16 protein-coding genes are annotated in these 19,062 nt (G+C 69.6%); 6 read left to right on the top strand and 10 right to left on the bottom strand.

Annotated features, from left to right (window positions below; genetic code table 11):
- Positions 1 to 49: 49 nt before the first annotated feature.
- Positions 50 to 748 carry a phosphatase PAP2 family protein gene (locus AC07RM_RS20210; RefSeq protein ID WP_495335647.1) on the bottom strand — a complete coding sequence of 233 codons (699 nt, stop codon included), beginning with the start codon at positions 746 to 748 and terminating at the stop codon, positions 50 to 52.
- A 164-nt stretch (positions 749 to 912) separates the two neighbouring features.
- On the opposite strand from AC07RM_RS20210, the gene AC07RM_RS20215 reads away from it, so the two are divergent.
- Positions 913 to 1,581 (top strand): winged helix-turn-helix domain-containing protein, encoded by a 669-nt coding sequence (locus tag AC07RM_RS20215; protein WP_093344845.1) that lies wholly within the window; start codon positions 913 to 915, stop codon positions 1,579 to 1,581.
- 3 nt (positions 1,582 to 1,584) lie between these two features.
- Entirely contained in the window at positions 1,585 to 2,949 is a 1,365-nt protein-coding gene (locus AC07RM_RS20220) for a sensor histidine kinase (protein WP_495335648.1), read from the top strand.
- A 10-nt stretch (positions 2,950 to 2,959) separates the two neighbouring features.
- Here AC07RM_RS20220 and AC07RM_RS20225 read toward each other — a convergent pair whose 3' ends face one another.
- The 3 genes from AC07RM_RS20225 to AC07RM_RS20235 form a co-directional block, all read right to left on the bottom strand.
- Positions 2,960 to 3,382: an acyl-CoA thioesterase gene (locus tag AC07RM_RS20225; protein ID WP_495335649.1), complete on the bottom strand. Its 423-nt coding sequence runs from the start codon at positions 3,380 to 3,382 to the stop codon at positions 2,960 to 2,962.
- Entirely contained in the window at positions 3,379 to 4,209 is an 831-nt protein-coding gene (locus tag AC07RM_RS20230; RefSeq protein WP_495335736.1) for a DMT family transporter, read from the bottom strand. The genes AC07RM_RS20225 and AC07RM_RS20230 overlap by 4 nt, the downstream gene beginning before the upstream one ends.
- 77 nt (positions 4,210 to 4,286) lie before the next feature.
- Positions 4,287 to 5,069, bottom strand: a complete 783-nt coding sequence (locus AC07RM_RS20235; RefSeq protein ID WP_490878697.1) for an SDR family oxidoreductase — start codon at positions 5,067 to 5,069, stop codon at positions 4,287 to 4,289.
- A 139-nt stretch (positions 5,070 to 5,208) separates the two neighbouring features.
- Here AC07RM_RS20235 and AC07RM_RS20240 point away from each other — a divergent pair, with 139 nt between their 5' ends.
- Positions 5,209 to 6,912: an electron transfer flavoprotein-ubiquinone oxidoreductase gene (locus AC07RM_RS20240; protein WP_495335650.1), complete on the top strand. Its 1,704-nt coding sequence runs from the start codon at positions 5,209 to 5,211 to the stop codon at positions 6,910 to 6,912.
- Between the two features lie 183 nt (positions 6,913 to 7,095).
- Here AC07RM_RS20240 and AC07RM_RS20245 read toward each other — a convergent pair whose 3' ends face one another.
- The 6 genes from AC07RM_RS20245 to AC07RM_RS20270 all read right to left on the bottom strand — a co-directional run bounded on the left by AC07RM_RS20245 (position 7,096) and on the right by AC07RM_RS20270 (position 16,318).
- A complete protein-coding gene (locus AC07RM_RS20245) occupies positions 7,096 to 8,175 on the bottom strand; it encodes a hypothetical protein (RefSeq protein ID WP_495335651.1) in 1,080 nt (359 codons plus the stop codon).
- Entirely contained in the window at positions 8,172 to 9,059 is an 888-nt protein-coding gene (locus AC07RM_RS20250) for a 6-bladed beta-propeller (protein WP_495335652.1), read from the bottom strand. The genes AC07RM_RS20245 and AC07RM_RS20250 overlap by 4 nt, the downstream gene beginning before the upstream one ends.
- A 348-nt stretch (positions 9,060 to 9,407) precedes the next feature.
- Complete coding sequence (locus tag AC07RM_RS20255; protein ID WP_495335653.1) at positions 9,408 to 13,064, bottom strand: hydantoinase B/oxoprolinase family protein; 3,657 nt, start codon at positions 13,062 to 13,064, stop codon at positions 9,408 to 9,410.
- Positions 13,065 to 13,108: 44 nt separating this feature from the next.
- Positions 13,109 to 14,368 carry an MFS transporter gene (locus tag AC07RM_RS20260; protein ID WP_495335737.1) on the bottom strand — a complete coding sequence of 420 codons (1,260 nt, stop codon included), beginning with the start codon at positions 14,366 to 14,368 and terminating at the stop codon, positions 13,109 to 13,111.
- A 140-nt stretch (positions 14,369 to 14,508) separates the two neighbouring features.
- The gene (locus tag AC07RM_RS20265; RefSeq protein ID WP_495335654.1) at positions 14,509 to 15,324 is read right to left on the bottom strand and encodes a putative hydro-lyase; all 816 of its coding nucleotides are present in this window, start codon (positions 15,322 to 15,324) and stop codon (positions 14,509 to 14,511) included.
- Positions 15,325 to 15,412: 88 nt separating this feature from the next.
- Complete coding sequence (locus tag AC07RM_RS20270) at positions 15,413 to 16,318, bottom strand: LysR family transcriptional regulator (RefSeq protein ID WP_057597662.1); 906 nt, start codon at positions 16,316 to 16,318, stop codon at positions 15,413 to 15,415.
- Positions 16,319 to 16,405: 87 nt separating this feature from the next.
- Here AC07RM_RS20270 and denD point away from each other — a divergent pair, with 87 nt between their 5' ends.
- The 3 genes from denD to AC07RM_RS20285 all read left to right on the top strand — a co-directional run bounded on the left by denD (position 16,406) and on the right by AC07RM_RS20285 (position 19,051).
- Complete coding sequence (gene denD, locus AC07RM_RS20275) at positions 16,406 to 17,425, top strand: D-erythronate dehydrogenase (protein ID WP_208510015.1); 1,020 nt, start codon at positions 16,406 to 16,408, stop codon at positions 17,423 to 17,425.
- Positions 17,426 to 17,470: 45 nt separating this feature from the next.
- Positions 17,471 to 18,445: a TRAP transporter substrate-binding protein gene (locus tag AC07RM_RS20280; protein WP_203201621.1), complete on the top strand. Its 975-nt coding sequence runs from the start codon at positions 17,471 to 17,473 to the stop codon at positions 18,443 to 18,445.
- A 93-nt stretch (positions 18,446 to 18,538) separates the two neighbouring features.
- Complete coding sequence (locus tag AC07RM_RS20285; protein ID WP_203201622.1) at positions 18,539 to 19,051, top strand: TRAP transporter small permease; 513 nt, start codon at positions 18,539 to 18,541, stop codon at positions 19,049 to 19,051.
- Positions 19,052 to 19,062: the final 11 nt, after the last annotated feature.

The following is a 19,062-nucleotide window of genomic DNA, read 5'->3' on the forward strand; positions in this document are numbered from 1 at the left end:
TGTAGGAAGCGGGCCTGAAAGGAGCCTGAACTTGCAGTTCAGGCAGCGTTCAGGCTTGCTGCAACGCAACAACATCCGTCGAGCGGCGGGCACGACGGATCACCATGTCGATGGCGAGGCCCACCGTCCAGCAGACCCAGCCGCTCCAGAGGGTGTGGCTCATGTAGTGGGCGCCGCGCAGTTGCTGCGTCACGCCGAGCAGCAGGCCGCCGACCAGCGCGGCAGCCAGCCATATCGATGCGATGCGGGGGGCGACGCGCCGCAGCACGAAATAGCCGCCGAGGTAGGCGAAGGCGGTGGAGGCATGGCCGGCCGGGAAGCAGCCGCCCGGGCCGCCGTCGCGCACGCCCCAGGACCAGTGCGAGACGTAGTGCGCCATGCCGCCGAACTCCTGCAGGTCCCAGGGGCAGCTGGTGTGGCTCGCGTGCTTGAGCAGGCTGACGGCGAACACCGAGGCCAGCACCGTCAGCGCCAGCTGCGCGCGGCTCGCGCGGTCGAGCCGCCGCAGGAAGCCCACGGGCCAGCGGATCGCGAGGAACAGCGCGACCAGCAGCGCCCAGCTCAGGTTCTTGGCGCCGGTGTGCATCACGTGGACCAGGAACGGGTTCTCGCGCAGCGGAAAACCCATCGGCGTGCCCATCCAGCGCGCGAGCGGCAGGTCGGCGCCACCCGCATCCCAGAGCAACAGCAGCGCAAACGAGATCAGGGTCCAGGCGCCCAGGCGAAGGTTCGGGATACGGCGGGTCATCGAAGCAAAAGCGGCCATCGGCAAAAATAGGGGCCAGCCTAGGCCGTGTGAATGAACCAGGGCTGAAGCCACCTGAACCGAAGCTGAAGCCGGCTGAGCGGAAGCTGACCGCGGCCCGGACGCTAGACTGCGGCTTTCCCACCGAATCCGAGGAGTGCCACCGCGTGCGCATACTGCTGGTCGAAGACGATGTGGCGCTGGCGGATGCCGTCTGCGGCTACCTGCTGGCCAAGGCCTTCGTGGTCGACGTGGCGCCCAGCCTCGCCGATGCGCGCGGCGCGCTGCTCTCGGTGCAGTACGCGGCGGTGCTGCTCGACCTGCACCTGGGCGACGGCGACGGCCTCTCGCTGCTGCCCCAGGTGCGCGCGCTGCGCGAACCGCCGATCGTCATCGTGCTGACCGCGCGCGACCAGGTCACCGACCGCATCCGCGGCCTCGATGCCGGCGCCGACGACTACCTGATCAAACCCTACGACCCGGCCGAGCTGCTGGCGCGGCTGCGCGCGGTGGAACGCCGGCGCAGCGCGGGCAACTCGCCGGTGCTGCAGCTGGGCACGCTCGAGATCGACATCGCGCACGACCGCGTGCGCCGCGACGGCCAGCCGGTGACGCTGACGCAGAAGGAATGGGCGCTGCTGCGCGTGATGGCCACGCGGCCCGAGCGCATCCACACGCGCGAGAACCTGGCCGATGCGCTCTACGGCTTCGGCGACGAGGCCGACAGCAACACGCTCGAGGTCTTCATCAGCCGGCTGCGGCGCAAGCTCGGCCGCAGCCACATCCAGACCCTGCGCGGGCTCGGCTACCGGCTCTCGGCCGACGAGGAGGAATAGCCGATGACCGAAGCGGCGGCACCTCGCGCGCGCAGCGAGCGCGACACCCTGGCCGGCCGGCTCACGCGCACGCTGATCCTGTGGGTCGGCGGCGTCTGGCTGCTGTGCGTGTTCGCGGTGGTCTGGTACGTGGACCGCGAGATCAACCACAACTTCGACAACGAACTGGTCGAGGTCTCGCACCGCATGTTCGCGATGGCGGTGCAGGAGCTCGAGAAGCTGCAGCACCCGGGCCAGGAGCCGCCGCGCGCGCCGCTGATCGCGCCCAAGCAGCTGTTCTCGGAGGATGCGGTGATCTACCAGATCGTCGACCTGCACGAGCACGTGCTGCTGCGCTCGGCCGAGGCGCCCGAGGACACCTTCGACGTGCCGCTGGCCGCCGGCTTCGCGAACAACCCGAACTGGCGCATCTACACCGTGCGCCATCCCACGCTGGGCCTGTTCTTCCAGGTGGCCGATCCGCTCGACGAGCGCCGCCGCGCGCTCAACCGCACGCTGTTCGGCCTGATCATCCCGCTCGGCGCGGTGCTGCCGCTGCTGGCGCTGGTGCTGCGCAACGTGGCGCGCACCGAGCTGCGCGTGCTGCAGCAGCTCACCGGCGAGATCGAGAAGCGCAGCGGCGCCGACCTGCGCCCGATCGCCCTGCCCAACCTGCCGCGCGAGCTGCGCACCGTGGGCGACCACGTCAACCTGCTGCTGGAGCGCCTGTCGCATTCGCTCGACGTGGAGCGCGCGCTCGCGGCCAATGCTGCGCACGAGCTGCGCACGCCGCTGGCGGCCGCGCGGCTGCGGCTGCAGACCGCGCTCGAGCACGACCTGCAGCGCAACGACGTGCAGGCCGCGCTCGATGCGCTGCGCACGCTGAGCCACCGCGCCGAGAAGCTGCTTCAGCTCTCGCGCGCCGAATCGGGCGCCTCGCTGGCGCGCGCGCGGGTCGACCTGGTACAGCTGGCCGGCACGGTGGCGCAGGAGTTCTGGCAGGACCCGCAGCATGCCGAGCGCCTGGCGCTCAAGGTGCCCGACAGCGTCGCGCCGGTGGCCCTGGGCGACGTCGACGCGCTCGCGATCGCGCTGCGCAACCTGGCGGAGAACGCGCTGCGCTATGGCGGCGACGGCCGCGTGGTGATCGAGGTGATGGCGCCCTGCGTGCTCGCGGTGCGCGATGCCGGCCCCGGCGTCAGCGCCGAGCAGCTCGCGACCCTGCGCGAGCGCCATGTGCGCCACAGCTCCGACCGTGCCGGCTACGGCCTCGGCATCTCGATCGTGAGCACCATCGTCGAGAAGCATGGCGCGAAGCTCGAGCTGGCCTCGCCGCCGCCCGGCGCGGCCCAGGGCTTCGAGGCGCGGATCGTGCTGCGGCCGGCCTGAGCGCCCGCGGTCAGTCGCTGACCAGCGCGCGCAGCCAGTCGGGCAGCGCCAGCGCCTTCTGCTTCGGGAAATCGACCCAGATCGTGGTCGCGCCTCCCGCGGCGCAGATCACATCGGGCTGGTCGGCGCGCGCCATCGTGGCCCAGCTCTCGAAGGTGGTGCGGCCCGGGTCGCTCACGTACATTTTGAGCAGCACGTTGCCCGGGTACTCGATCTGCCGGTAGAAGTTGCAGAAGGCGTTCACGATCACCATGCCCTCGCCGCCGGGCTCGGGCTCGAAGCCGATCGAATGCATCCAGTCGATGCGCGCGGTCTCGAGATAGCGGAAGTAGCTGGCGTTGTTGAGGTGGCCCATCGCGTCCATGTCGCCCCAGCGGATCGGGATCGACATTTCGTACACCAGCTTCTTCTTTTCGGGGATTTCGATTCTCATCGGTGGGCCTTGATCGAGGCGAGGATGCCGAGGACGAACAGTAGCGCCGCCACCAGCTCGGTGGCCTGCGGCCAGCGGCCGTCCCAGACGAAGGAATAGACCAGCGCGAACAGCGTCTCGCTCACGATGAGCTGGCCGCAGAGGCTGGCCGACAGCCGCTGGCTCGCGACGTTCCAGAGGATGGTGGCGAGCCACGAGGAGCCGAAGCCGCCCGCGAGCGCCAGCACGACGAACAGCGTGCTGTCGGGCTGGGCCCGCAGCGCCGCGAGGTCGCTGCCCGCCGCGAGCCACAGGCCGATGGCGCCCAGGCCGGTGGCGATGCCGAGCCAGTTGGCCCAGTCGGCCGCGTGGATCTCGGTGTGGCGCTGCAGCCAGGCGGCGTTGAGCAGGCCGTAGACGGTCCAGCTCGCCATCGCGCCGAGCGAGAGCACGATGCCCCAGGCGAAACGCCCGCCGCCGTGCGCGCCGCCCTGCTGCGCCGACCACGCGCCCCAGATCATCAGCGCGATGCCGGCGCCGGTGAGCAGCAGGCCGGGCAGCAGCGCGGCCATGCGCAGACCCGGCGGGCGGCCCAGCAGCATCATCCAGACCGGGATGGTGCCGATGATGAGGCTGGGCACCTCGGTGCCCGCGGCCACGATGCCGAAGGCCAGCAGCAGGTAGTAGCCGCTGAAGCCCAGCACGCTGAGGCCGAGCGCGGCCAGCGCCTGGCGTCCCGTGGGCCAGCGCTGCGCCGCGGGCCGCGCGAACACGGCCAGCGCCGACACGGCGCCGAAGACGGCGAAGCGCGCCGAGACGATGTCGACCATGGCGAAGTGCCCGACCATGCGCGGCACGACGAACACCAGCCCCCAGAGCGCCCCCGCGCCCAGGCCGGCCGCGACCCCGAACCAGGCGCGCGGGCTCAGAGTGCGAACCCGTCGTCGGCGGCGATCACGGCGCCGTTCACGAAATGGCTCTCGCCACTGGCCAGCAGCACGATCAGGCCGTCGAGGTCCTCGGGCTTGCCCACGCGCTTGCGCGGCAGCATGCTCACGAGCTTGGCACCGCCCTCGGTGCTCCAGTGCGATTCGTTGATCTCGGTCTCGATGTAGCCCGGGCACAGCGCGTTGACGTTGATGCCGAAGCGGCCCCATTCGAGCGCCATGGCCTTGGTCATCTGGATCAGCGCGGCCTTGCTCATGGCGTAGACGCCGATCTGCGGCAGCACCTTGAGCCCGGCCACCGAGGCGATGTTGATGATCCGCCCGCCGATGTAGGTGCCCGGCGCCGCGCCCTTGGCACGCGCCAGCATGCGCTTGCCGACCTCCTGCGCGACGAAGAACGAGCCCTTGAGGTTGGCGTCGAAGATGAAGTCGTAGTCCTCGGGCGTCACGTCCTGCAGCCGCTGGGTGGTGCTCACGCCCGAGTTGTTGACCAGCACGTCGATGGCGCCGACCTCGGTCTCGGCGCGGGCCACCGCCGCTTTGATGCTGGCTATGTCGGTCACGTCGAGCTCGACCACGTGGGCGTCGCCGCCCTCGCCCTGGATGCGGGCGCGCAGTTCCTTGAGCTTGTCGACGCGCCGGCTCGCGAGCACCACGGCGGCACCGGCGCGCGCCAGCGTTTTCGCGAACTGCGCGCCGAGGCCGCTCGAGGCGCCGGTGACGAAGGCCACGCGGCCCGAGAGATCGATGCTGTACGCCATGGAGTGCTGTTCCTGTGGAGTCGCGAAGGCGACGTGAAAACACGGGCGACACGCCCCGCGGGGGCGGCCCGTGGCGCCCGCATAAAATGCCCGGCAGCCACGAAGCGCCAGTGCCTCCCATCATATCGACGAGACCCCCATGACCCACGACGAAATCCTTGCCCAGTACGGTCCCCGCGAAGCCATGGAGTACGACGTCGTCGTCGTCGGTGGCGGGCCGGCCGGACTCTCGACCGCGATCCGCTTGAAGCAGCTCGCCGCCCAGAACGAGAAGGAGGTCTCGGTCGTGGTGCTCGAGAAGGGCTCGGAGCCCGGCGCCCACATCCTGTCGGGCGCCATCATGGACCCGCGCGCGCTCAACGAGCTGCTGCCCGACTGGAAGGAACTCGGCGCGCCACTGAACCAGCCCGTCACCGACGACGCGATGGTGTTCCTCGGCGAGAAGGCCAGCCTGCGCACGCCCAACGCCTTCCTGCCCGACTGCTTCCAGAACCACGGCAACTACATCATCAGCCTCGGTGCCTTCACCAAGTGGCTGGCGCAGCAGGCCGAGAACCTCGGCGTCGAGATCTTCCCGGGCTTCCCGGCCGCCGAGGTGCTCTACGACGAGAAGGGGGCCGTGCGCGGCGTCGCCACCGGCAACATGGGCGTGGGCAAGGACGGCGAGCCGACCGAGAACTTCCAGCTCGGCATGGAGCTGCTGGGCAAGTACACGGTGTTCGCCGAGGGCGCGCGCGGCCATCTGGGCCGCCAGCTGATCGCCAAGTTCAAGCTCGACGAGGGCAAGGATCCGCAGACCTACGGCCTGGGCGTCAAGGAAGTCTGGGAGATCGATCCCAAGCGCCACGAGCCCGGCTTCGTGCTGCACACGGCCGGCTGGCCGATGAAGAGCGACACCTACGGCGGCGCCTTCCTCTATCACATGGAGGACAACAAGGTCACGATGGGCTTCATCACGGGCCTGGACTACAGCAACCCCTACCTGAGCCCGTTCGAGGAAATGCAGCGCTGGAAGCTGCACCCCAACATCCGTTGGTACCTCGAGGGCGACGAGGCCAAGGGCATCAAGCCCGCCAAGCGCATCGGCTACGGCGCGCGCGCGATCACGGCCGGCGGCCTGCAGTCGCTGCCCAAGACGGTGTTCCCGGGCGGCGCGCTGGTCGGCTGCGAGGCCGGCTACCTCAACGTGAGCCGCATCAAGGGCAGCCACGCCGCGATCAAGACCGGCATGCTGGCCGCCGAAGCCGCCTTCGACGCGCTGCAGGCCGGCCGCCAGCACGACGAGCTCACGGCCTACCCGGCGGCCTTCGAGAAGAGCTGGCTGCATGCCGAACTCAAGAAGGCGCGCAACTTCAAGGCCTGGTTCAAGAAGGGCCTGCTGGTCGCGACGCTGATGAACGGCATCGAGCAGTGGCTGCTCAAGGGCAACATCCCCTGGACGCTGCGCCGCACCAAGCCCGACCACCAGTACCTGAAGCCGGCCGCGGAATGCCAGCCGATCGCCTACCCCAAGCCCGACGGCAAGCTCACCTTCGACCGGCTCTCGAGCGTGTTCATCAGCAACACCAACCACGAGGAACAGCAGCCGGCCCACCTGACGCTGAAGGACGCGTCGGTGCCGGTCAACGTCAACCTCGCGAAGTTCGCGGGCCCCGAAAGCCGCTACTGCCCGGCGGGCGTGTACGAGTTCGTGCCCGACGAGGCCAGTTCGGGCAAGCAGCGGCTGCAGATCAACGCGCAGAACTGCGTGCACTGCAAGACCTGCGACATCAAGGATCCGACGCAGAACATCGTGTGGGTCACGCCTGAAGGGGGCGGTGGGCCCAACTACGTGGGGATGTAAGGTCTGTTTTCTGGGGCCTTCTTCGGAGGGCCTTTTTGCTTCTGGCCGTTCTCGTTCGGGGCGCGTGCACAGGACAGCGGGTACTTCCCTCCGCGAATGTCCCCCGGCCTTCGGCCTCCTCCTTGATTTCGCTGCGGGAAGCACCCGCTGCCCTGCGCACGGGAAGCGCTGCGGGGCTGTCGGTCAAGCGAGGTACGTGGCTACCTCGTCGGCGGTGAGGAAGCGCACCAGCGTCACCTGTGGCTTCTGCTCCGAATGGAAGGCCTGGTTGAAACCGTTCCAGCCGCGTGCTGGCTTGTCCTCGGTCTCCAGCGCGACGAGCACCAGCCGTCCCTGCCGACGCGCGTTCTCTCGCAAGGTCCCCTCGCCCCAGGCCCAGGCCATGCGGTCGACGAGTTCACCACCGGCATAGGCCTTGGCCTGCAACCAGAGGTACTGGGCCGAGTCGCTGTCGCGCGGTTCGTCGTCGGCACCGAGGCGGTCGGCCAGTGGTTGCCGGATGCCCAGCGCCTTCGCATGCACGCTGAACAGGTCCTGCAGCAGCGAGAAGGCGTGGAAGTTGTTGTTGATGCCGTGGGCGCGCACGATCATCCCGGCGCTCGAGGCAGGCAGCAGCACGACCAGCTCGTCCTCGTAGGCCATCTGGGCGGCGCGGTGCAGGAAGTGCAGCTCCTCGAAGGGCAAGGTGCCGTTGACCGACAGCGCCTCGATGCGCGCGCGCAGCGCCTCGTTGGCCAGCAGGTCTCGGTGGTTGCGGACGTCGCGCATCAGCATCGCCATCAGCGGCAGCACCAGCAGATCGACCGCCTGCCGGCTCGCCTCGACCTGCAGGCGCTCGGCCGGCGGCAGCGCCTCGAGCGTGGATTCGGCGGCACGCCAGGCAAGGACATCGGCCGGGTCCTCCTCGGGCGCTTCTTCTTCATCGTCGTCCTCCATCGGCTCCGCGGCGCAATAGGGTGCGAGCGATGCGAGCAGTTGGGCCAGGCGCCGCAGCGCCGCCGGAAACAGCAGCCGCGGATCGGCACCGTTCTCCACCAGCCCGCCGCAAAGAATCGCGAACAGCGCGGCGCGCAGCGGATGCAGTTCGGGCAGCAGCGCGGCCGCGGCCTGCAGCACCTCGTCGCCCGTGCCTTCCTTCACTGTGGCGCGATAGAAGTCGGACACCGCATCGCGGTCGTAGAAGCTCGCCTGCGCATCGAGGTCGTCCTCGTGCAGCACGGGCAGGCGCAGAACGTCGAGAAAATCCTGAGGCAACGCTTTCATGCACGAGAGCGTAGCGCAGCCACCCCTGCCGGCCCGATGCGTTCGTACTTGGTCACGCAATGCATGCCGTGCCCTTGCTCGGCCACGAACAGGCTGCCATCGGCCGTGCCCCACAGGCCATGGCCATACACGCCGAAAGTGCGAAAACGCCCCAGCACCGCGCCCGACAGATCGAGCCGGCTCACGCGCGGTGCCTGCTCGGTCACGAACACCTCGCGGTCGTTCGACCAGATGTCCATCGGCCGCAACAGGCCCGTCCACTGCGTGAGATAGCGCCCCTCGCGATCGAAGAGCTGGATGCGGTCGTTGTCGCGGTCGCACACGGCCACGCGGTCATCGGACAGCACCCACACGCCATGTGGCGTCGAGAACTCGCCGGGCCCCTGCCCCACGCCGCCCCAGGTCTGCAGATGCCGCCCCTCGGCCGAGAAGCGATGCACACAGGCATTGCCATAGCCATCGCTCACATAGATCTCGCCATCGGGTGCCACCGCCACGTCGGTCGGATGATTGAACGGCGCACCCCAGCGCGGCGCATTGAAGCGGCCGAGTTCGAAACGTGTTTCGAGTGCGGCATCGAGCGCCAGCACCTGGTGGGCGTCGTACGACACGAGGTAGACGTTGTCGGCGGCATCGATGAAGAGGCCGTGGCCGCTGGTGAGCCTGGGGTTTTCGTAGACCGTGTCGAGTTCGCCATCGGGTCCGTAGATCAGCAGTTGCGGTGCCGACCGTTGAAGCACGAACACGCGGCCGCGGCTGTCGAGCGCCAACTGGCTGATCACGCCGACATTGCCGCGTGGTGAAGGCTTCTGCCAGGGGCGCACCATTCGGTAGTCCGACTGGCCGTCGGTCATGAAGAAATCTGGTGCTTCGTTGGGTGGCATGGGGATCCTTGCTGGGTCTTGCAAGCGTAGGGGCGCTGCTCCATCGCGTCCAACCAGTTTTTCTGTTGGGCTGGGACAGTTTTTTTGTTGCGGTTCGGGGCGCGTGCACAGGACAGCGGGTACTTCCCTCCGCGAATGTCCCCCGCCTTCGGCTCCTCCTTGATTTCGCTGCGGGAAGCACCCACTGCCCTGTGCACGGGGACGCTGCGGTGGTGCCGGCGGCCCAACAACCATTGCGTCCAGGCGCGTGTCGATGGGGTACTCCCCGCAGCGAAATAAAGGAGGAGGCCGCAGGCCGGGGGACATTCGCGGAGGGGAGTACCCCGTCGGCGCGCGCCCGCCCCAACCTCAACCCAAAGCAGCCCCCCACCCACCCCCACCAGGCGTCTCGATCACAAACACATCCCCCGCTTCCATCTGCACCTGCCCGATGTGATCAAGCGCCTCGACACTCCCATCAGCCCGCTCCACGCGATTGACCCCTACCACCCCTGCTTCACCACCAGAACCACCAAACGCACCATGGTGCCGCCCATTGCTGAGGATAGAAGCCGTCATCGGCGCAAGAAAACGAACCCGCCGCACACCCCCATCACCACCACGCCAGCGCCCCGCGCCCCCCGACCCCGAACGCAGGCTGTAGCTGTCGAGCCGCACCGGGTAGCGGAACTCCAACACCTCCGGATCGGTGAGCCGCGAGTTGGTCATGTGGGTCTGGACCACGCTCGTGCCGTCGAAGCCTTCGCCCGCGCCCGAACCGCCCGAGATGGTCTCGTAGTACTGGTGCGCGCCATCGCCGAAGGTGAAGTTGTTCATCGTGCACTGGCTCGCCGCCATCACGCCGAGCGCACCGTAGAGCGCGTTGGTCACGCAGCTCGAGGTCTCGACATTGCCGGCCACCACCGCCGCGGGCGGCAACGGGTTCAGCATGCAGCCGCTGGGCACGATCACCTCGATCGGCTTCAGGCAACCCGCGTTGAGCGGAATGTCGTCGTCGACCAGCGTGCGGAACACATACAGTACCGCCGCCATCGTGATCGCGCGCGGCGCATTGAAGTTGTTCGGCAATTGCGCACTCGTGCCGCTGAAGTCCACCGTCGCCGAGCGTGCCGCCGCGTCGACCTTCACGCGCACCTGGATGCGCGCGCCGTTGTCCAGCGGCAGCATGAACTCGCCGTCCTTGAGCGCCGTGATCACGCGACGCACCGACTCCTCGGCGTTGTCCTGCACATGGCCCATGTAGGCCGCCACCGTCTCGCGGCCGAACTGCGCCACCATGGCCTGCAGCTCCTGCACGCCCTTCTCGTTGGCCGCGATCTGCGCGCGCAGGTCGGCCAGGTTCTGCTCGATGTTGCGCGAGGGATGCGCGCCGCCGCCGAGCAATGCGCGGAGTTCGACCTCGCGCAGCCGGCCGCCCTCCACCAGCTTGAAGTTGTCGATCAGCACGCCCTCCTCGCCGATGGTCTTGGAGAACGGCGGCATCGAGCCCGGCGTGATGCCGCCCACGTCGGCATGGTGGCCGCGCGAGGCCACGTAGAACGAGGGCCGCGCATCGGCCGCGTCGAGATAGACCGGCGTCACCACCGTGATGTCGGGCAGGTGCGTGCCGCCGTGGTAGGGGTCGTTGAGCACGATCACGTCGCCGGGCTTCATGTCGGGGTTGCAGGCGATCACGGTCTTGATCGACTCGCTCATCGAGCCCAGGTGCACCGGCATGTGCGGCGCGTTGGCGATCAGGTTGCCCTCGACGTCGAACAGCGCGCACGAGAAGTCCAGGCGCTCCTTGATGTTGACCGAGTAGGCCGTGTTCTGCAGCCGCAGCCCCATCTGCTCGGCGATGTTCATGAAGAGGTTGTTGAAGACCTCGAGCATCACCGGGTCGGCGCGCGTGCCGATCGCGTGGCTGGTGGCGCGCTCGCGCACACGGTGCAGCTCCACGCCGTCGGCCGTGGCGCGTGCCTGCCAGCCGGGTTCGACCACCGTGGTGGCGTTGCGCCCGGCCAGGATCGCCGGGCCGTCGACCACCGCGCCGGGGCGCAGCGCGGCCTCGTCGAACAGCGCGGCATCGCGCCAGCCCGCGGCGGCTTCGTCGGCCTCGCAGTACATGCGCACGGCCGCGAGCGACTCGGGCACATGCGATGCGGCCGTGCCGGTCGCCGCCGCGGCGCGCGTGCGCTCGCCCGCGCCCACCGCCTCGACCGCCACCGCCTCGATCACCAGCGCGCGCTCGCTCATCAGGAACGCGAAGCGCCGGCGGTAGGCCTGCTCGAACTCGTCGCGCATCGCGGCGATGGCTTCGGCGGCCGGCGTGTCCATCGGCAGCGCGCAGGGCAGTGCCGTGTCGGTGCCCTCGTAGCGCAGTTGCACGCGGTGCAGCACGCTGATCGCGGCCTCCGCCACGCCCTGTCCGCGCAGTTCCTCCACCGCCTGCCCGGCCAGTCCGATGGCCGCCTCGCGCGCCTCGGCCAGGCCCGCCGCATCGAGCCGACGCTCGAGCGCGCGCTCGCGCAGCGCCAGCTGGTCGGCCAGCCCCATGCCGAAGGCCGAGAGCACGCCCGCCAGCGGATGCAGGTAGACGCTGCGCATACCCAGCGCATCGGCCACCAGGCAGGCATGCTGGCCGCCCGCGCCGCCGAAGCACTGCAGCGTGTATTGCGTGACGTCGTAGCCACGCGCCACCGAGATCCGCTTGATCGCATTGGCCATGCTCGCCACCGCGATGCGCAGCGCACCGCTCGCGACCTCCTCGGCGCCGACCGCGCGGCCCGTGGCCTCGGTCATGCGTTGCGCCATCGCGGCGAAGCCGCGCTCGGCCGCGTCGCGGTCCAGCGGCTGGTCGGCGCCCGGGCCGAACACCTGCGGGAAGTGCACGGGCTGGATCTTGCCGAGCAGCACGTTGGCGTCGGTGGTGGTCAGCGGGCCGCCGCGGCGGTAGCTCGCGGGGCCGGGATTGGCGCCGGCCGACTCGGGCCCGACGCGCAGCCGCGCGCCGTCGAAGGAGACGATCGAGCCGCCGCCGGCCGCCACCGTGTGGATGCTCATCATCGGCGCGCGCATGCGCACGCCGGCCACCTGGGTCTCGAACGAGCGCTCGAACTCGCCCGCGTAGTGCGACACGTCGGTGGAAGTGCCGCCCATGTCGAAGCCGATCACGCGCGCATGGCCGGCGTCGAGCGCGGTGCGCACCATGCCGACGATGCCGCCGGCCGGGCCCGAGAGGATCGCGTCCTTGCCCTGGAAGCGGTTCGCCTGCGTGAGCCCGCCCGAGCTCTGCATGAAGAACAGCGGCACGCCCGGCATCTGCTGCGACACCTGCTCGACATAGCGGCGCAGGATCGGGCTCAGGTAGGCGTCGACCACCGTCGTGTCGCCGCGCGGCACCAGCTTCATCAGCGGGCTGGTCTTGTGCGACACCGACACCTGCGTGAAGCCGATGGCGCGCGCGATGCCTTCGGCCGCGAGCTCGTGCGCCGTGTGGCGCCAGCCATGCATGAAGACGATGGCGCAGGCGCGCAGGCCCTCGTCGAAAGCCGATTGCAACTGCGCGCGCAGCGGCGCCTCGTCGAGCGCCTGCACCGTGCCGCCCTGCGCGTCGATGCGCTCGTCGGCCTCGATCACGCGCCGGTACAGCAGCTCGGGCAGCACGATGCGGCGATCGAACAGCCGCGGGCGCGCCTGGGTGGCGATGCGCAGCGCATCGCGGAAGCCCTTCGTCGTGACCAGCACCGTGGGCTCGCCCTTGCGCTCGAGCAGCGCGTTGGTGGCCACCGTGGTGCCCATCTTCACGCACTCCACGCGCTCGGGCGTCACGGCCTCGCCGGGCGCCAGCCTCAGCAGCCGGCGGATGCCCTCGACGGCCGCGTCGCGGTACTGCTCGGGGTTCTCCGACAGCAGCTTTAGCGTGTGCAGGCCGCCTTCGGGATCGCGGCCCACGAGGTCGGTGAAGGTGCCGCCGCGGTCGATCCAGAACTGCCAGCGGGACGGGAGAAGGGTTTGCGTGGTCATGGGGAACAAGGATAGGTGTTCGCGAGGAAAAAAGCGGAATCGGATCAGTTCTGGCGCAGGTCGCGGCCACGGGTTTCGGGCAGGCACAGCGCCACCACCACGACCATCGCATAGGCCACCGCCGCGCAGACCCCGATGGCGGTGCCCAGCGGCAGGTGCATGCGGTCGCTCAGCACGCCGACCAGCGCCGGGAAGGTGGCGCCGATGCCGCGCCCGAAGTTGTAGCAAAAGCCTTGCCCGGAGCCGCGCAGCTCGTTGGGGAACAGCTCGGCCAGGAAGGCGCCCGCGCCGCTGAAGATGCCCGACATGAAGAAGCCGAGCGGAAAGCCCAGCAGCAGCATCAGGCCGTCCGTGATCGGCAGCAGCGTGTAGGCATAGACCAGCAGGCCGGCGCCGATGGCGAACAGAATGAAGGCGCGGCGGCGGCCCAGGCGGTCCGACAGGTAGGCGCCGCAGAGGTAGCCGACGAAGGCGCCGACGATGAACATGAACTGGTAGCCGCCCGAGCTCAGCACCGTCAGGTGGCGCTCGTTCTTCAGGAAGGTCGGCAGCCACACGCCGATGGCGTAGTAGCCGCCCTGCATGCCGGTGAACAGCAGGCTCGCGAGCACCGTGGTGCCGAGCACGCCAGGTTTGAAGATCGCGAGGAAGTTGCCGCTGCGCTCGCCGCGCGCCACGGCGGCGCGGGTCTGCACGTAGATCTCGGGGTCGCTGATCGAGCGCCGGATGAAGACGATCAGCAGCGCCGGCAGCAGGCCCAGCAGGAACATCACGCGCCACGAGACCTCGGGCGGCAGGAACGAGAACAGCGCCATCGACACCAGCACCGCCGCGCCCCAGCCCACGGCCCAGCTGCTCTGCACCAGCCCGACCGCCTTGCCGCGGTAGGCCGGCCGGATCATCTCGGCGATCAGCACCGAGCCCACGGCCCATTCGCCGCCGAAGCCCAGGCCCTGCAGCGTGCGCGCCACCAGCAGCTGCCCGGGCGTCTGGGCCAGGCCGCAGGCGAAGGTGAAGATCGCGAACACCAGGATCGTGAGCTGCAGGATGCGCACCCGGCCATAGCGGTCGGCCAGGATGCCCGCGGCCCAGCCGCCGAGCGCCGAGGCCACCAGGGTGGCGGTGCCGATCAGGCCGACCTCGGTCTTGCTCATGCCCCACAGCGACAGCAGGATCGGCGTGACCAGCGGCAGCGTGTAGTAGTCGAAGGCATCGACCGCGTAGCCGCTGAACGAGGCCGCGAGCGTGCGCTTCTCGTTCGGGTTCAGGGTGCGCAGCCAGTTGGCGTCGCCGGCGTCCTCCATGCCGTCGACGGGCGTCGGCGCGGTGGCCTCGAGGGTGCTGTTTTTCATGGTGTGTCTTCTCCAGGGTGGGTCGGGGCGGGAACGGCGCCGCGCGGTCCCTGCCCAGGGAACCGGCGGCGATCGGAACCAGGGGCGGCGCGCTACAGCGCGGCGAGCCGGTGATGCGGCAGGTCGGTGACCAGCATCGCGCCCGGCGCATGCGTGATCGCCAGCGGCAGCCGCGCGGCCGCGAGCGCGGCCTGGGGCGTCACGCCGCAGGCCCAGAACACCGGCAGCTCGTCGGGCATCACCTCGACGGCATCGCCGTACTCGGGGCGGCCGAGGTCGCGGATGCCGATCAGCGCGGGATCGCCGAGGTGCACCGGCGCGCCGTGCACGGCCGGAAAGCGCGAGGTGATCTGCACCGCGCGGATCGCATCGGCCGCGCGCAGCGGGCGCATCGACACCACCAGGGGCCCGCTGAACGGACCGGCCGGCACCGTCTGCAGCCCGGTGCGGTACATCGCGACGTTGCGGCCCTGCGCCACGTGCCGCAGCGCGATGCCCTCGGCCAGCAGCGCATGCTCGAAGGTGAACGAGCAGCCGATGACGAAGCCGACCATGTCGTCCCGCCACAGCGCGCGCACGTCGGTGGGCTCGTCGACCAGTTCGCCCTCGCGCCAGACGCGGTAGCGCGGCAGGTCTCTGCGCAGGTCGATGTCCTCGCCGAGCGCGGGGAGCGAAGGATCGCCGACCTCGGTCACGCCGAGCAGCGGACAGGGCTTGGGATTGGCCTGGCAGAAGCGCAGGAAGTCGCCCGCGTACGCCTGCGGCAGGATCACGAGGTTGCCCTGCACGTGGGCGCTGGCGAGGCCGCTGGTGTGGCCGCCCAGGCGGCCGGCGCGGGCGGCTTGCCGCACTTCGCGTGCGCTGCTCGCGCCGGTGGGCAGGGAGGTCGATTCGTCGTTGGCTGGCATGGCGTTGGCGAGCGGCTGCTTGTCTCTTCGTTGTGGTGGGCGGATTGTGGGAATCCGCGCGTCCGAACGCCAACGCAAAGTTTCTTGCTCAGCTCATCGATTTTTTCGATGAGCCAGCGCGGTGCGATCCGTGCACCACGGCAGAGCTCACCGCTGCTTCGAGCAGCAAGGAGGAAGGATCGTCGCGATAGCTCGCATAGATCGGCAACGGCTCCAACGTGCCTTCGCTCGGCAGCACGCGCAGCGGCAGCCGTCGCGCGAGGCCATCGACCACCGCGCGCGGCAAGGTGGCCACGCCGAAGCCCGCCTCCACCAGTTGCGCCATCGCCGAGATCGACGAGATCGCATGCACGCGCGGCGCCGCGCCGCCGGCCTCGCGGAAGAACTCGAGCAGCGCCACGTGCGGCTGCGAGCCGCGCTGGAAGGTCAGCAGGTCGAGCGACAGCAGGTCGGCGATGCGGTAGCGCCGCCGCAGGTGCAGCTCGCGGTGGCCGACGAAGCACATGGCCATCGGCGGCACCGCGCGCGTGCGCACGCCGTCGCCCACCGCGGGCAGCGCGGCGAACACCAGGTCCTGCTTGCCGCGCTGCAATTGGTCGACCAGCACCGGCGTGGTTTCGACCGTGAGCTCGAGCTCGAAGTCCGGGTAGGTGGCCTGCATGTGCTTGAGCCAGCCGGTGAGCCAGCTGTGCACCACCGACTCGATCGCGCCCACGCGCAGCACCGTCTCGCGCACCGCGCCCGAGCCCATCTCGGCCTTGATGTGCATCTGCATCTCGAGCAGCTTCTGCGCGAAGGCATGGAAGCGCTGGCCCGCCACCGTGAGGCGGAACTGCTTGTCGCGGCGGTCGAGCAGCAAGGTGCCGAGCTCGCGCTCCAGCGCGGCGATGCGGCTGGACAGCGCGGACTGCGTGAGGTGCAGCTTCTCGGCGGCGCGCGTCACGCTCTTGAGGGCCACGGCCCAGTGGAAGGCTTCCACGAATCGGAGGTTCATCGTTCGGCTCGACGGACTGGCGAAGGCCCGAGTGTCGCGCGCCGGCCGCGCTTATCCTCGGGCCCTCGACAGGAGACAAGGACCGACATGCAGATCGTCATCACCGGCGGCGCCGGCTTTCTGGGCGCCCGCCTCGCCCGCACGCTGCTCGCGCAGGGCCGCCTTTCGCTCGCGGGCGCGGCCCCCGCCCCCATCGCCAGGATCACCCTGGTCGACCGAGCGCCGCCGCCGGCCGACCTCGCGGCCGACCCGCGTGTCGCCTTCGTGACTGGCGACCTCAACGACCAGTTGGGCGCCGATGCCGACGCCACGCCCTGGCGCGAGGCCGAGGCCGTGTTCCACCTCGCGGCCGCGGTCAGCGGCGAGTGCGAGGCCGACTTCGACCTCGGCATGCGCAGCAACTTCGCCGCCACCCACGCCCTGCTCGAACGCCTGCGCGCGCTCGGCACCCGGCCGGTGCTGGTGTTCTCGAGCTCGCTCGCGGTGTTCGGCGACTCGCCCGAGCAGCCGCTGCCGCCGGTGATCGACGACCACACGCTGCCCACGCCGCAGACCAGCTACGGGATCCAGAAGTTCATCGGCGAACAGCTGGTGGCCGACTTCACGCGCAAGGGCTTCATCCGCGGGCGCAGCGTGCGCCTGATGACGGTGAGCGTGCGTCCGGGCAAGCCCAACGGCGCGGCCTCGGGCTTCTTCAGCGGCATGATCCGCGAGCCCCTGGCCGGGCTGCGCGCGGCCTGCCCGGTGCCCGACGAGACGCCGGTGGCCGTCGCCTCCCCGGCGCGCACCATCGAGGGGCTGATCCGCGCTGCCGAGGCGAGCGAGGCCGAATGGGGTCCGCGCACCGCCGTGAACCTGCCTTCGCTGTCCACGACCGTCGGCGAGATGGCCGCGGCCCTCGAGCGCGTGGCCGGGCCGGCCGCGACCGCGCTGCTCGACCGCACGCCCGAGCCGACGATCCGGCGCATCGTGAAGTCGTGGCCCGGCCGCTTCGACACGCCGCGCGCCCGCGCGCTCGGCCTGGGGTCGGACGACAGCTTCGACGCGGTGATCCGCGAGTACGTCCGTGAAAATCCCGACGCTGTAGGGCTTCCGGTTGCGGCATAGTCCGGGGCGCCTGACGCAATCCTGACCAATCCCCCCGGAGACACCATGAAACTCGGCCACATCGCCGCCGCCTGCCTTTCGCTCGCCCTGGGCACCAGCGCCCTCGCGCAGCAACCCACCGTCCTGAAGATCGGCTACGCGACCTCGAAGGAGTCGCACTACGGCGTCGGCTCGACCGTGTTCTGCGACGAGGTCGAGAAGGGCACGCAAGGCCGCTTCAAGTGCCAGCACTTCGCCAACTCGGCGCTGGGCGGCGAACGCGAGCAGATCGAGGCGATCCAGCTCGGCACGCAGGACCTGGTGAACACCTCGACCGGCCCGGTCGGCAACTTCGTGCCCGAGGTCAAGATCGTCGACATCCCGTTCCTGTTCCGCGACTACGCCCATGCGCGCAAGGTCATGGACGGCCCGATCGGCCAGGACATCCTGACCAAGTTCCCGAGCAAGGGCATCGTCGCGCTGGCCTGGACCGAGAACGGCTTCCGCCACATGACGAACAGCAAGCGCGACATCGTCAAGCCCGCCGACGCGGCCGGCCTGAAGATGCGCACGATGGAGAACAAGGTGCACATGGACGGCTACCGCACCTTCGGCATCCTGCCCACGCCGATGGCCTTCCCCGAGCTGTTCGGCGCGCTGCAGCAGGGCACGGTCGACGGCCAGGAGAACCCGATCCCCGTGATCCTGGCCTCGAAGTTCTCGCAGGTGCAGAAGCACCTGTCGCTGACCGGCCACGTCTACTCGCCCGCCCTGCTGCTGCTGTCGCCCAAGGTCTGGAACAAGCTCTCGGACGGCGACAAGAAGGTGTTCGTCGAGGCCGCGAAGAAGGCCGCCATCGCCCAGCGCAAGAAGGTCAACGACGACGAGAACAACGGCATCGCCCAGCTCGAGAAGGACGGCATGAAGGTCACGCGCACGGTCGACGGCGCGGCCTTCCGCGAGGCGCTCAAGCCCGCCTACGCGAGCTACGCCAAGGAATTCGGCGCGGACAACATCAAGAAGATCACGGACGTCCAATAAGAGAGGCGGCGCCGCGCGGCGCCCCCGACGTTCGAGGAACGCGCCCGGCCCCGCCGGGCGCTTCGTTTTGAGACAGAACCGAGAACAACACACGTGCAAGCCTTCGAGCGCTATTTCCTCGCCGCCAACCGCTGGGCGCTGATCCTCCTGCTGGCCGCGATGTCGGTCATCATCTTCACCAACGTCGTGCTGCGCTACACCACCAGCCAGTCGATCGAGTGGGCCGAGGAGGTGTCGCGCCACATGATGATCTGGCTGACCTTCATCGGCGCCGGCCCGGTGCTGCGCTACGGCGGGCACATCGCGGTCGAGAACCTGCAGGACGCGCTGCCGCGCCAGGCCGCGATCGCGCTGCGCATCGTGGTCGCCTCGCTGCTGTTCGCCTTCTTCGGCTTCATGGTCTGGTACGGCTGGCTCTACATGGAACGCACCATGTTCCAGCTCACCGCGGTGACGCAGATCCCCTTCGCCTACATCTACAGCGCGATGCTGATCGGCGGCGTGCTGCTGATCGTGCACTGGCTGCTGGTGGTGCGCGGCTACGTGATGAACCGCGAGTTCGCGTCCGACGCGCACTTCGACGCCAACGCCTCGGCGTCGCTGTAAGGAGAACGACC

This window comes from Variovorax sp. GW821-FHT09B05, assembly GCF_059418265.1.